The organism is Geothrix sp. 21YS21S-2 (assembly GCF_030846775.1).
Lineage (GTDB): Bacteria > Acidobacteriota > Holophagae > Holophagales > Holophagaceae > Mesoterricola.
In genome coordinates this window covers 474,881-488,725 of sequence record NZ_CP132910.1, presented here as the reverse complement: position 1 = coordinate 488,725, position 13,845 = coordinate 474,881, and the positions used below count along the sequence as shown (strand labels likewise).

The following is a 13,845-nucleotide window of genomic DNA, read 5'->3' as shown; positions in this document are numbered from 1 at the left end:
AATGGATCCGGCTTTGGTCCAGGCATGGGCACCCCCGTCCAATATCCCCACGGTCTTGGCGGGTCTCTCGGCCATTCTGCGGTTCTCGGGCGCACCAGGCCCCCTGCCCTGCCTTTCCCCCACAGCATCCTCTACGGCGCTCCCTGGCGTGAGTTTGAGGAGAGTTGGTCTCACTTTGCACTCTTGAGGCTGTGCCAATGTTGTTCTTAACGCACACCCAAAGTCCCGGTTTCGCTCTTGGGAAAACAGCCTCTCCATCCTCCTTGAGATCCAATTTCCCCTAGCGTTGAATTACCTGGCCGAGACGAATTTGAAGTTCCTTAGTTGTGAACGGCTTAGGCAGGAGAGTTACGTCTGCATGGGCAATCATTAGGTCTAAGGCTGTATCATCAGCGCGGCCAGTGCAAAGCAAAACTGGCACGGCGGGAAGCAACTTTCGGAGCCGAGGAAGGGTTCCAAGTCCACCTAGACCTGGCATGTTCATGTCCAGGATCACAACCTCTGGCCGAAAGCCTGTTTCAAGCATTGCCAGTGCATCCTCCCCGCAAGAAACGGTGGTTGCGTGGTGCCCCAACATATCCAGGACTTCCACCATACTGCTCTGGATAAGCTCATCATCATCAATCAGAAGTATCTCCAGGGCTTTGACCTTTGGGGTAAATTGCGGTTCGGGATCAAACTTCTCCTCCTTAGCCCCAACCTCCGAGCATGGAAAACGAATATTCACTTTAGTCCCTATCCCGGGTTCACTTTGAATATCGATCATTCCCTTGTGCGCCATTACCGTTCGGTAAACCATTGCAAGGCCAAGCCCAGTGCCCTTCCCGACATCTTTGGTCGTGAAGAACGGATCCAGGGCCTTTTCCAATACAGCTTTGGGCATTCCCGTTCCCGTATCTTCAACCAGAACTTCAATCCATTTCTGATTAGAGACTCGCGTCCGAAGGGTCAGCGTCCCGCCTTCTCTCATGGCATCGACGGCATTGACACATAGGTTCATGAGTAGGTGGGATAAAGCGCTGGCATCACCACTGACGGGCCTAATCTCAGGAGTAAGGTCCAACTCTATACGAATCTTCGACATGGTTGTTCGTTCAAGGAGATGAGCCTCCTCGATCAAAAGTGTGTTGAAATTCACCTCTTTGATTTCTGCGGGTGTCTGGCGTGCAAAGGTCAATAGGCCTTTGACCATTTTCGCACCCCGTTCTGCAGCCCTAATAATGGTTTGGAAAGCATGAAGGGACGAACTTCCCTGTTCCTGTGTCTCTACGTTGGCTGAGGCCAAGGCGAGGATCGCTCCCAAGACATTATTCATATCATGGGCCACACCACCTGCAAGGTTGCCAAGGTTTTCCATTTTTTGCGCCTGATGAAGTTTGGCTTGGAGATGCTGCCGGGTCTCCTCTGCCTGGACCCGATCAGTGGTATCCCGGACTATAGCCATCACCTCGTCGGGACCACTAGGAACCATGCGCGCCTCGAAATGGCAATGGGTCCCATCCTTTCCCATTCGCTGGAAATCGAAGGTATGAAGAGAGTCGCTAGCGAGGGTTTCCGTGATCTTGCTTTTGATCAATATCGTCTGTTCGCTAGTCAAATCCTCAAGGAGATTTTCACCAAAACGATCCCGAGGAATAGAGCCAGTATCGTTACCAACCTCTGCTTTGAAGTCCAGAATGGAACCGGTTCGATCCAAGTGGAGCATCAGATCGGGGATTGCATCAAGCAGACCGGAGGCTCTTCGTTCATTCTCATGCAGAGCAAGAACGGCACTTTCGTGCTTGCGCCAAAAATGCCAAATCACCAAGAAGGTAATTCCGATTGCCAGGACAAAGGCAGCCATCACAACGATGGTGACATTGCGATCTTGCCTCCACTGCGAAAGGTAGTCATCCTCGGCGAGGCCCGCCAGAACAATTAGTGGGGCGTTTTGGAGTTTCCGAACGGTGAAGGTGCGCAGGGTTTGATCGAACGGAGTCCTGGTGAAATAGGTTGCTTGGGCAGTCCCAGAGCGAGCGAATTCTCTCAATTCAGGAGAGACAATCTTCTCCCCAATGTTTAAGGTCTGCCCCTTCAGAACTATGGGGCTTCGGGTCATGAAACCGAGTTCGTTGTCCCGGAGTGTGAGAGTTCCCCCAACCCCGACCTCGAACCCCTGCAGAAGCTTCTGGAAGTGGTCAAGGGAAACTGGGATTGCGACAACGCCACCAAAGCTACTGTCGGGGATTCCATAGCGCCGCTCACAGATTAATACCCATCTGTTCGTGAGGGGATCCAGAATGGGTCTTGAAATGAAGGGCTCAACCCGAGACCGGTCCTGGAACCGCCTGGGGTTGTAAAATGCAGAAAGGCCCTTCTGAGGTTTTACCCTGCTATTCCCAACTAATACGCGACCATCGTCGTCGATGACCCGAATGAGCATTGCTTCCGGAATCAGCTTCTCCTCGGATTCAGTAAAATTCCTTAACCGCTGCAGGGACAGGCCTCCGCTGGCCTGCTCCCGCTCAACTTCATTGACCACACTCTGGAGGACGATATCGATGATCTTAATGGTTCCCGAAATATTTTGATCGATGGACTGAGCAAGGTTCCGTGTCCGAACCTCCGCGAGAATCACATCGCTCTTTCGACTTGACACAAGACCGCGAATCCCAAAGGCCACCAGTCCAGTGCAGGTGACAAAGGACACTACAATGAGTAGTAATCCAAATCGGGGCAAGGCGACATTTCGCAGGTCTTTACTCATGGAAGAAATCTCTCTTTGCCCCATGGCCCAACCTTTGGTTGTGGCCAAGCGGTCTGCGGTTGCATGCGGAGGCAAACGGGCCCAAAAGGATTGTAAACCCGAATGGTGCCCTCCGAGTCCATACCGACCCCTGGAGGTGAGCGCCATCACATGCCTCCATTAGAGAAGAAGCTTCTATGGGAAGGCCCGACCAGTGGTGCCGGTGGCGAAGAAGCCACGGTAATGGAACGGGAGCACGCCTTGTGCTACTCTTCGCCTGTAAGACAAGATTTTATAAGCGGTTCCTAGATTTATCACCTAATAATCTTCGCATGGGATATCCATTAAAGGCTCAGCCCCAGGATTAGATATAAAAATCGACAAACAGGAACCTGGATGGTGGTGCTTGGATCGAATCCATTCCGACCAGGGGAACACAGGATGATCTAACCGCTCAGGGTGAATCCGATGGACCTTGATCTCTCAATTCCAGAACCTTCCAGAGCAGCGAGTGCATGACCTCAAGACTTTCATAAATCATGAAGGCCCGCTCTACATGCCTTGATCTCTGATCATCAGGGCAGGCGTGGCGGCGCGCCACCAACGCTTTCCTTCTCGGCCTCACCCAGCACGATCCAGGTCTCCGGATCCAATTCCAACAGTCATTTACCGGCCACCATCCTCCTAACCCTTTCAGGGTCGGTGCCTGCCGCTGGGGTCTATTACGGGTGGCAGGACACTTCCAACATGATTGCGAACATCTCTGGAACTCAGACGGCGAACAACCAGGCCACGTTGACCGTCACCTTCAGCTCTCCCTCCACCAAGCCCTTCGGGGCCTACGTGGACACCATCGATGTGGCCATGGCTTATGACAAGGCAGGCACCCAATACAAGCGAGAAGTGGACCGCGAGGCTGAATGCCAAAGTGGAAGAACTGAGCAAGGCACTGCACCTAGCAAAGTCCATGGAAGGTTTATTGCCAATTTGTGCCTGGTGCAAACAGATGCGAGAGGATGATTCCAGGTGGGTGCCTCTGGAGGAATACGTGGGAGCCAGGGTCTCTGCCTCCTTCACTCACGCAATCTGTCCAAACTGTGCCAAGCACCTCAAACCTCAAACGGGGCCATAAACCGATCGTGGAAAGTGGCGCATATCGGTGGTCATGACCTGGCCTTTACGGCCTGCAACCGCTTGATCCGAGACGTGGAGATTTCCTGCACCTTCTCCTGCTGTTGCCGTTCCCGTGCGTGCATGTACCGCATGGCCGTCTGCATCGTCTTCCAGCCCATGGTTTCCTTCAGCTCGCGGGCGTTGAGGTTCGACTGATCGCCAAGTTCAGAGGCCCAGGTATGACGGAAATCATGAAGGCGGACAGCGGGGAGCTTCAAGTGCTTTCGGATCCGCTCCCACGCATCCTGAAGGTTCTCGAGGTGCCCCGATTCGCTCTTCTTGCTTTTCCCCTGGGAGGGGAAGACCCACTCGCTAATCTTGGGAATTCGGTCGAGCACTTCCTGGATCTCCTTTGTGATGAATACGGCCTTCAATTCGGCCTTGGCGTCCGGGTCACCGCCCCGTTTCGAGATCGGCACCTGGAGCGTACCTGTCACTTTGCTCACATCGTCCCACTTCAGGGCCAAGACTTCGCAGTGCCGCATGCCCGTCAGGAAGGCCAGCAGGAATGCATCCAGTACGATGTCGGCCAACACATTCGGGGGCCGCTTGATGGGCTTTCGTTTGGTCTTGGCCAGTTTGGCTTCCTTCCTCGCGCGCCATTCCGCGGGCCACCAGACTGAGATGCGATTGTGCCGGGCTGTGAGGAAGGCCAGCAAGCGCGCCTGGTCCTGTTCCTCCATCCAGATTCCACGCTCGTATTCCATGTTCCGCGACACCCCATCCGCCAGGTTCTCCTTCAGCCCGAACCGGTCCTCCTCATCCCGCTCGAGGACCCAACTGAACATCGAGCAAAGCATCGCTAGGGTCCGGTTGGCTTCAACCGGGGTCGGCTTGGCCGGATTGCGCTTTGAGATCGACTTGTGGAGCGTTTCGAAATGGGACCGCTTCAAGCTCACGACCGACAGTTCCTTGAGCTTGGTGGACACGTTCCTTTCCCACTGACGTTCGTATTTGGTGAGGGTGACCTGGCTCCGCCGGTCCTTCTCGACTTCATCCTTGAAGTATTGAAAGAACGCCTTCGCCACATCCTTGAATTTCCTGAGCGACGCGTGTTTGGGAGCCCGGTGGGCGAATGGGTCCAGCCCATTCTCGACGTTGAGTTTGATGATGCGGGCTTCCTCCCTGGCGCCATCCGCGTCCCAGGGGTCCCCGTGGGGCCCGATGGTCAGCCAACGGGCAGCATTCCCCACCATGGCGATCCGCACGCCATAGACCTTGGTCCCGTTGTAGTAAACCTTCAGACCGAACCCAGTGCTCTTCTTGTCGAAGTAGAAGGTCGCCTTCTGGTCCTTGGTGGGGCGGGCAACGCGAAGGGCGAAGGAGTCGGTGATGCTGGTGAGCTTCATGGAAGAACCCTCGAAAGAAGGTGGCCAAGCCGCATCGAGTTGAGAAGGTTTCGCAGAATAGGGTACAGTCTAGGGGTACAGTTTGATCGTTGAAAAATGGGGTTTTAGAATACCACCCTTCTCTTATCGGAGGCGGAATGGCTCCACTTAAGTATCTATTTTCAAATAACTAAAGAGGCTTTAGAAGCTCTTCTGATTCATCTCGAGCGAGGGTCTCATAATCCCTAGGTCCGCGGTTCGAGTCCGCGCCCAGCCACCACATAGAAAAGCCCCGTGAACCTTGAGTTCTCGGGGCTCTCCCTTTTTACCTGCGTGCAAGTAGCCGCTAAAGGTTCAGAGCGACAGCCTGCGCGATGTCAATCGCGCAGGCTTTCCGTTGCGCCTCCGGGAGCTCCCGGATGGAAAAGAGCTTCGGATCGAACCGGGCGCCCTCCAGGTGGAACACTTCCACCTGCAAACCCGGCAGGACGGCGCGCATCATGCGGGAGCCGCAGTCGGTGGGGCAGCCTTCAATGGCCACGACCCGCTCCGCCCGGCGGGCCAGGTTGCGTTGTCCCGTGTCCTTGGTGAAGGCCCCTCCCAGGCAGAGCCGGGCCGTGCGTTCGGGGGCCAGCTCATCGCAGATCTGATTGGCCGCGAGCCGGGCCAATTCTCCCCGCAGACAGGCGCCTTCGCAGGACATGACGACGATGGGCTTGACGGACTCGCGTGTTGCGTAGGCCTCGCAAAGGCTGCAAGAGGCCTTGGCGGGCTCAAGAGTGATGGTTTCGGACATGGTGTCCTCCTTTCACCCTTTGAGACGGGACCGACGGGTGAAAGGATACGGGGTTTTTCAGGGGGCCTTGCGGTCGCACTGGAGTTCCGCCCGCTCGTCCAGCAGGATGCGGCAGCCCTTCTCCATGCGCGTCCGGAGCAGGGCCCGGGCCCGGTGCAGGCGGATCTTGGCGGCGCCGTCCGTGATGCCCAGGAGGGCAGCGATCTCCCCGATGCGGAACTCCTTGAGTTCGCAGAGGCCCAGGATGACCCGGTAGTCCTCGGGAAGGGCATCGATCATATCCCGGACGCAGGTGTTCATCTCTTCCTTCATGGGTGTGACGGCGGCGTCGGCATCGGCACATTCGAAATCAGGGAGTGCCTGGACGCAAGGGGCCGGCCGCAGGCGAAGGTAGTCCAGGCCGTGCCGCGCCGCGATCCGGAAAACCCAGGTGGACACTTTGCTATCCCCCCGGAAACCAGGGAGTCCATGATGAACCTTGAGAAAGACCTCCTGAGCCAGATCCTCGGCCTCTTCAGGCCCCACCAGGCGACGAAGGAGGGACACGACCCTGGGTCGAAGGTCGGCGTGGATCGTTTCGAAATCTTGGATATTCATACATGGGTTATTATGCCAACGTTTCACGGCAAAGTCAGTTTTGGCCCAACAAGGCGCCCATGAGTTAGCCCTTCTCGACGATCTTGGCCTGGACCGTGGTCATGAACGTTGGGCAAGAGCTATGGGCGGCCTCCAGGGCATCGTAAGAGCGCGTGCCAAATGGCATTTAATAATTTATCATATTGCCATCCAGCGCCATCATCTGCAGGCAGGCCATGACTCACATTCGTTCTCGACCCCGCCTCCTCATCCTTGGACTTCTTGCCCCCTTGTTCCTGGTTCTAGCCCTGGCCGGGGCATGCAAGGGGCCAAATCCACACCCAAGGCCCCCACAGGCCGTTCCGAAGTAACCTGGACCATAGGACCAGAACCTAGGGCGACCGATTTTCCATCGTTCGATTCATCCCATTCCCCTTTTTGGATGTCATGGTCACCGCGGACGCCTTTACTGCCGGCAAGTTGCCAATGAAATTCCTTCTAATGTGGTTTCTTGCCCTTAGCCCGGGCCTTTCCGGAGTGCCGAGCTCAATTCCTCCGGCACCTCGGGTTTGGATTTGGGCATGGGACAGGCCGGAAGACTTGAGGTTTCTTGCCCCCGATGATGCCGGGGTTGCCATTTTCGTACTAGGCATTCACGTTGGACCCGAGGGCCTGGCCCTTCGCCATCGAACTGCCCCGCTGCGCCTTTCCCCGGGGATGCACCGGATTTCCGTTGTCCGGTTGGACATCGTCCCCCCTTACCTTGACGATGTGCACCTGGAAGAGGTTGTGGCGGCCATCCGGATGGAGGCACTGGTTGAGGGAGTTGAAGGCCTCCAGGTGGATTTCGATGCCAGCCGGAGCCAGCGGCCCCTGTATCGAAGGTTGATCACGAGGCTCCGAGGCGATGGCGCCATCAAGGTTCCCATCACCATGACCGCACTGGCCTCGTGGTGCATGGGCGACCGTTGGATCATGGACCTGCCTGTGGATGGTGCGGTTGTCATGCTTTTTCAGATGGGCCAGGGCACATCTGAGGCTCTCGCCTGGCTTCGGCGTGGGCGACCATTGGCGGGACCAGTGGGGAAGTCATTGTCCTGGGGCATCTCCACCAACCAACCCCTTCCGGCCTCGCCACCCGAGAATGCCCGGACCTTCGTCTTCAACCCCTTCCCCTGGACCCCGGCAGCATTTAAAAGGGCCCTCTTCTTGGTGACGAAATGAGACCCCGCATCCTGCTCAAGATGGCCCCAATCGTCCTCATGGGCATCCTGGCCGCGATCCCCATCATCCGCGCGTGTGCGCCGGAGGGGCCATCCCTGGCCTTTACCTGGGAGAAGCACCCAGACCTGCCTTTGAATGGCTTCGCCGCCGGGAGGCTGGGCATCCTTCAACCGAGCTATGCCAGGACCTACCTGGTGGTCGCATACCGGTACCTCACCGGCGCCCCGCTGACCAAGGCAGAGCGCAATGGGGTTCTATCGCTCTGGGATGATCGTCTCCAGGGCGGTGTCCAGCTCGTGCGCGGTTCCAAGGTGGCGGCGGTTCCTGAAGAAAGGGCCCCGCGGGGATGGAAAGGAACCAGAGCAAAATTCACTCGAGAGCCGCAGCCCGAGCCCAATCGATTCCGTTGGGACATCAACTTCTATCGGCCCGTAATTTCTGATAGTGCCATGGAGGTCGCGTCGGGCACCCTCCTGGACCGGACAAAACGGTGGAAGCCGGAGTGGGTTCAGGAGTGGATTAAGACACAGGACAAGGTGTTCTCGGCCAGTGGAAACGCCAAGATGGCGCCGGAGCCCATTCCGGCCGGGCGGGACCAGCTCTTCAGGCAGGACCGAACTTATCAGGTGGCCAGCGCCCATTTCTACTCCGGTGACTTCAAGGCGGCCCGAGATTCCTTCCTCGCCATCAGTCAGGACGCCTCGAGCCCCTGGCGGCGACTCGCCGCATACCTGGTGGGGCGATGTTGGCTCAGGGAAGGTACCGTTGCCTCAAATGGGGAGGAGGCCTCCCGTTGTTTCCAGGAAGCTCATCGGACTTTCGACGAGCTGAAGAAGCGGGGTCTCCCTTCCCGGCCAACCTGCGCTGTCCCAGAGCCCATTCCGGAGAAAGAGCTCGTCGAGTCCATCGACGTTGGGGCCTATCAGGCCTTGGCGAGATGGGCGCCGGTGGCTGCCGGGGACGCCCTGGTCTCCGAGCTCCTGGGCCGAGTGCCTTGTCATGATTACGGGGATACCCTCGGTCGGTATTCAAACCTCCTGGACGCGAATATCGTCGGGGAGAATGTCTGGGGGGGTGACCGAGACAAGCCGCGGGGCATCGAGCCCGGCCTTCTGAAAAACGACCTGACCGAGTGGATTTACAGGTTCAGGGACACGGGCCCGAAGGCCTACTCCATCGCCTTCGCCAGGTGGACCAAGAAGCGAAGTCAGCCGTGGCTTCTCATGGCATTGGCGAACGGTGAACCTTCCTCCAAGGGCATCGAGGAAGTGTTGGAGGCCGGCGCCAAGGTCAAGGTGGACGACCCGGGGTATGAAACAATTGCCTTTCATCGGGCTCGCATTCTATCGGCCGGTGGCAAGGACATTGAAGCCAAGGGGCTGATCGCAGAGTTCCTGGATCGAACAGGTGGAAATACCACCCCCTCATCTCTCAACCTCTGGCGTGCTCTCAGAATGCCGATGGCCGAATCCCCCACTGCGTTCCTGGCGGATGCCTTGCGAATCCCCGCCGGATCTTACGGCCTGGGTGGGGAGGATTCCCTAGCCCGCAGCAGCTTGACCACCTGGAACGTCGGGACCCAGGCGACCCACCCTGAAGTCCGCAAAATGTTGAAGGATGTTCAGGCTCCTCCTCAGTTCATCCAGGGTGATGCCGCCAGGATCCTGAACCTGCACACGCCGACGGAGGTGATTCTTGGCCTTGCCAGGAACAAGGCCCTGCCGGGCCACCTCCGGCGAGAGTGGACCCGTGCAGCTTGGGTTCGGGCGGTCCTTCTCGAGCGGTGGGATCTTGCCGCCGAGGCGACCCCGGACCTGGTCGATGCGGAACCAGGAATGGGTCCCGCCCTCGCCGGATTCATCCGGGCCTCCCAGGAGGAAAAGGAGCACTTGGCCCTGATGGCCCTTCTGTCTCACCCAGGCCTTCGGTGGATGGTTTTCCAGGGCATCAACCGGCGAACCTTCACCGAGCCGGGCGCTAAACCTATCCCCCTTCACCAAAGGGACACCTACCTGGCGGCGAGCTGGTGGCCAGGCCCGAAATGGAACAGAGGACGGGGGCAGACGGAGAAGGTGGAGGAATCCTATGTGTGGGGATCCTACTTCTACTACCCACAGCCTCATGCCATGGAGGTCCCCCTTTTCAACCTGATTGGGAGCCGAGTGCCCAACCTGTCCTGGCTCACCCCGACCCAACAACACCAAGGTGAGGCAGAAGGGAAGGCGCTCATGGCCCTGGCGGATGGTCCGGACTGGCTGAATGAGCGGGCCCTGGCCTGGGCCAAGAAGGAGCCGGAAGACCCACGAATTCCCGAGGCCCTGCACTATGCCGTCGTCGCCGAAAAAGTCGGTGGGGAAAAAGGCCTTGGGAGAACGTGCTTCAAGCTGCTCCACGGAAAATACAGATCAAGCCCCTGGGCAGGCAAGACGCCGATCCATTACTAGGGTCCTGCCAGCTCCGACCGAGGGGCTCGCCAGAACGCGGCCCGAGGCAAACCCGCAGCAGACTGTTCATGAAGAAGGTCAAACCTGCCCCCTGGCTGGCCCCGACCAGGACGATCCTGTTCCGCGGCACTCCCTGGGCCGCAAGATGGCGGACAACCGCCGCCGCGTCCTCCCGCTCCCAACCTCTCAAGGTGGAGGGTGTCCCCGGCGCCAGGCCCGGTTGCGGAAGGTGAAGACCATCGCATCCAACTCCGGCCGGTCCTTGAGCCGGGAGGCGCCACCCCAGGCATCGTCCCCGAACCCGTGCAGGAGGACCGCGAAGCCCCTGGAGGCGGGCCGATGCAACCGCAAGACCGTTATCGGCCGGCCCTCGCCCACCCATGAACCTTCCGGAAGGCGACAGGATGGGACGTGAAACCAGGATGGCCGGTTGCTTATTGGCAGAACGACTGGCCGGCACGTATTCGATGAAGGCGCAATTTTCCAAAACCGGCGTTCGCTCCGGTCGCAACCTCGAATTGCTTGGGATCCCGATCACCCGCTCATCCGCAGCCGCGATGAAGATGCATCGCCTGTTCACGAAACCCAGCCCATAAACCCCAGGCCTTGTACCCACCTTTTCCCGGACGAGGACCGACAACCGCTTTTGAGTCCCGGGGTCCGAACTGGACGCATCGAGTTCGGCAGGCGTCACCTTGGTTGTGATATCTCTCAGCACGTAGTCGGTGCTGGTGATCGTTGTTCCATACCATTGCGTCATGAGCTTGGCGGTCTGAAGGGCCAAGACGGATCGCTCCGCCAGGATGGAGCGCCGACTGGCATGGAGATCCCTCGCCATCCAGATCCCGGCACCCGCAAAGAGAAGAACAAGGAGGCCATAGGGTAAAATTAGCGACCCGGTGGTGCGAGGCTCGAATTCATGCGACGCCGCCATGAAGGAAGCCGAATACCGGAATGCCGGTTCTGGCGGCCATCGCGGACTTCATGAAGGCCTACCCCGAGGCGAACGTGGCCCTGGACGGCCCCTGCGACGAACGGAGCACCGTGGAGTACAAGCTTGCCTTGGGCGAGCGCCGGGCGCATTCCTCCCTGAAGCAAAGGGGTAGACCGAGGCGCCTGGTCCCCGCCGGGACCGGGCGCCTCGACCGCATTCGGACAGAGGTCCCATCGAGATGCGAACGCTATCTGTGTCCGTGCGAGAATGGTGCCCGCCATTCTGCTGCCCTGCGATTCCGTCCCCATGATTTCCCGGATCCCATCAGGACACCAGGCTGGCTGGAGAGCCCGGACCACGCCTGGGCCCAAAGACATCGACCTCGTCAGCGCGCCGCCAAGCCGACCGCCGTGACGGGAAGGCCGCTGGCGCCGAGGAGGGGGGCCAGGCTCCCATCCCCACGGACCCGGTAGGCAAGAATCTGGTTCGTGCCCGCAGCCAGGGCGTAGACGAAGCGGGAAGCGGAAGCGATGTCCAGCACGGGGATGCTGGGCGTGGGCGTGAGCCCGAGGAAGTTCAATGCGCCTTCCCTTCCGACCGAGAAGCCGGCAATGGTTCCGACGTGGGCGTTGGTGGCATAGGCGAAGCTTCCGTCCGGAGTTGCCGCAATCCAGCACGGCGCGGCGCCCTGGCTGGGCACGCTGGCACTTTCGGTGGCCAGGGTGTTGCCATCCAGATCGTAGGAAGACACGGCATTGGACCCTGCTTCCGTGACCAGCAGTTCATCCCGTCCGGTAAACGTGAAACCGTACGGAACCGCGCCATTGGACGGATGGGTCGTCGGACCGACGGCCAAGCCCTGGTCCCGGACCTTGTACGTGTCAAGGGTCATGGTGTTCTTCTCGGACACCACCAGGGTTTCCTGGTTCGGGCTGAAGGCCACTTCCGCGGCTCCGGCGGCCGAGCTGCTCAACGGCAGGGTCGACCCGGGTATCGCCTTCAAGTGGCCGCGGGCGCCGACCCAGAATCCCGTGATATTGCCGGTTCCGCCCTGGTTCAAGACATAGAGGAGGTGGCCGCGAACCGTCAGGCTTACGGGCGTCGTGCCGCCGGAAGGGGCCGTATCCGCAAGCACCAGACCACCCGGATGCACGGAGAAGGAGGAGATGGAGTTGCTGCCGGCATTGACTGCGAACAGCCATGCGCGGTCATCGCTGAGGACTACGGCGCCCTGCGATCCCAGATTGGCGCCCGTTCCCGTCCCTCCCGACGCCACGGCTCCCGAATAGGTCAGGGATCCGTCCACGGAACGGCGGTATTCCAGGATCTGGTTGCCCGAAACAGCGTTGCTGAGCGTATAGACGGCACCGGGCCCCGTCCACGGGACACGGGCTTCGGCCTGCTGGCCCAAACCGATGAACATTGAACTGCCGAGCACGATCGCCGGGAAGGAGGTCCATCTTGCTTTCATTTTTTTCTCCCTAGGCCGAAGGCCGATGGCGACCCGAAGGGGTCGCTTTGGATTGAGTCGCGCCAGTTGGCGCCCGAACAGGTTTTGTACAGGACCGGCCTGGGCATGCTCCAGGACCGGCCTCCCATTGGTATGAAGGGGGTTTAATCCCAACGAGATTGGGGTGCTGGTTTGGCCGCCGGTGTGACATCGTCTCAACTCCCGGATTCAAGGCTATGGTTGGGGAAACCCCACTGGGCTATCCGACCCGTTGGACGCGGTCTGGGCATCATCCCCATGCCATTAGTGGCTTATGCAGCCCTGCCGCCTTGTGGATGATGCTGACAGTCCATAAAATTCCTTCGCTGCCTCTACCTTCTCCAAAGGGTCTGTGGATGAACGTTCGCATGGTTGTCGAAGTCGGCATGCTGCTGGCGGCCCTGGGCTTTGGTGCTTTTGCTTTCATCCGGTGGCGGCGCAACGGAATTCGGATCCTGGACGGTCTTGGCTTGCGCGGAGGCCGCGCAGCGCTGGCCGACTTTCTGGCCGGGCTGCTTATCGCCGGCGTCGCGATGGTCGGGATCTTCCTGATCGAGTCGGGTCTTTCGGGTATCCGGGCCAGCCACGACCACGCCGTTTCCTCAGCATTCCTGCTATTCCGGCAGGCCTCCGGCATGCTGCTAACGGCACTGAAGGAAGAGTTGTTGATGCGTGGCCTGCTCCTGTCGGGGCTCGTGCTGGCATTGAGGGGGCGCCTCGCATGGGCCGTGGCGCTGAGCGCGGCATCGTTTGGACTGATCCACCTGTGCAACCCGGGTGCTTCTGCGATGTCTGTGTTCGGCAATGCCCTGGGTGGCCTGATCTACGGCATGGCGTTCGTGTCAAGCCGGCAACTGTGGCTGTCGTTCGGCCTGCATTTCGGATGGAATTTCGCGCAGGGCCCGCTCATCGGATTTCCAGTCAGTGGCCTGCCGGCGGGCGGACTGCAGCGGCTTGCGGACCTCGGTCCGGCTTGGCTGACCGGCGGCGCCTACGGTCCCGAAGCAGGTTTGATCGGAATCTGCTTCCGTTTCGTCATCATTGCCCTGGTGGTCCTGTACCTTCGCAGCCGCCCGCCCTGGATGGGCAGGATGACCGGGATGGCCGGCCCTCCCTGACCCGAGGACTCGATCCGCCGGCCATCGGCTGGAGGACT

The 13,845-nt window shown here is 59.3% G+C and carries 8 protein-coding genes; 3 read left to right on the top strand and 5 right to left on the bottom strand.

Features of this window, described 5'->3' with window-relative positions:
* Nucleotides 1-280: 280 nt before the first annotated feature.
* Nucleotides 281-2,893, bottom strand: coding sequence for an ATP-binding protein (locus tag RAH40_RS02170; RefSeq protein WP_306600425.1), 2,613 nt, complete (start codon nt 2,891-2,893; stop codon nt 281-283).
* 579 nt (nt 2,894-3,472) lie between these two features.
* On the opposite strand from RAH40_RS02170, the gene RAH40_RS02165 reads away from it, so the two are divergent.
* Nucleotides 3,473-3,745 carry a hypothetical protein gene (locus tag RAH40_RS02165; RefSeq protein ID WP_306600424.1) on the top strand — a complete coding sequence of 91 codons (273 nt, stop codon included), beginning with the start codon at nt 3,473-3,475 and terminating at the stop codon, nt 3,743-3,745.
* Nucleotides 3,746-3,888: 143 nt separating this feature from the next.
* Here the strand turns inward: RAH40_RS02165 and RAH40_RS02160 are convergent, their stop codons facing one another.
* The 3 genes from RAH40_RS02160 to RAH40_RS02150 all read right to left on the bottom strand — a co-directional run bounded on the left by RAH40_RS02160 (nt 3,889) and on the right by RAH40_RS02150 (nt 6,619).
* Nucleotides 3,889-5,247: a site-specific integrase gene (locus RAH40_RS02160; RefSeq protein ID WP_306600423.1), complete on the bottom strand. Its 1,359-nt coding sequence runs from the start codon at nt 5,245-5,247 to the stop codon at nt 3,889-3,891.
* 325 nt (nt 5,248-5,572) lie between these two features.
* A complete protein-coding gene (locus RAH40_RS02155; protein WP_306600422.1) occupies nt 5,573-6,022 on the bottom strand; it encodes a putative zinc-binding protein in 450 nt (149 codons plus the stop codon).
* Nucleotides 6,023-6,079: 57 nt separating this feature from the next.
* The gene (locus RAH40_RS02150) at nt 6,080-6,619 is read right to left on the bottom strand and encodes an RNA polymerase sigma factor (RefSeq protein ID WP_306600420.1); all 540 of its coding nucleotides are present in this window, start codon (nt 6,617-6,619) and stop codon (nt 6,080-6,082) included.
* Between the two features lie 1,199 nt (nt 6,620-7,818).
* Here RAH40_RS02150 and RAH40_RS02145 point away from each other — a divergent pair.
* Nucleotides 7,819-10,266, top strand: coding sequence for a hypothetical protein (locus tag RAH40_RS02145; protein WP_306600419.1), 2,448 nt, complete (start codon nt 7,819-7,821; stop codon nt 10,264-10,266).
* A gap of 1,319 nt (nt 10,267-11,585) precedes the next feature.
* Here the strand turns inward: RAH40_RS02145 and RAH40_RS02140 are convergent.
* Nucleotides 11,586-12,671 (bottom strand): beta-propeller fold lactonase family protein, encoded by a 1,086-nt coding sequence (locus tag RAH40_RS02140; RefSeq protein WP_306600417.1) that lies wholly within the window; start codon nt 12,669-12,671, stop codon nt 11,586-11,588.
* A gap of 386 nt (nt 12,672-13,057) precedes the next feature.
* Here RAH40_RS02140 and RAH40_RS02135 point away from each other — a divergent pair, with 386 nt between their 5' ends.
* Nucleotides 13,058-13,807 (top strand): CPBP family intramembrane glutamic endopeptidase, encoded by a 750-nt coding sequence (locus RAH40_RS02135; protein ID WP_306600416.1) that lies wholly within the window; start codon nt 13,058-13,060, stop codon nt 13,805-13,807.
* Nucleotides 13,808-13,845: the final 38 nt, after the last annotated feature.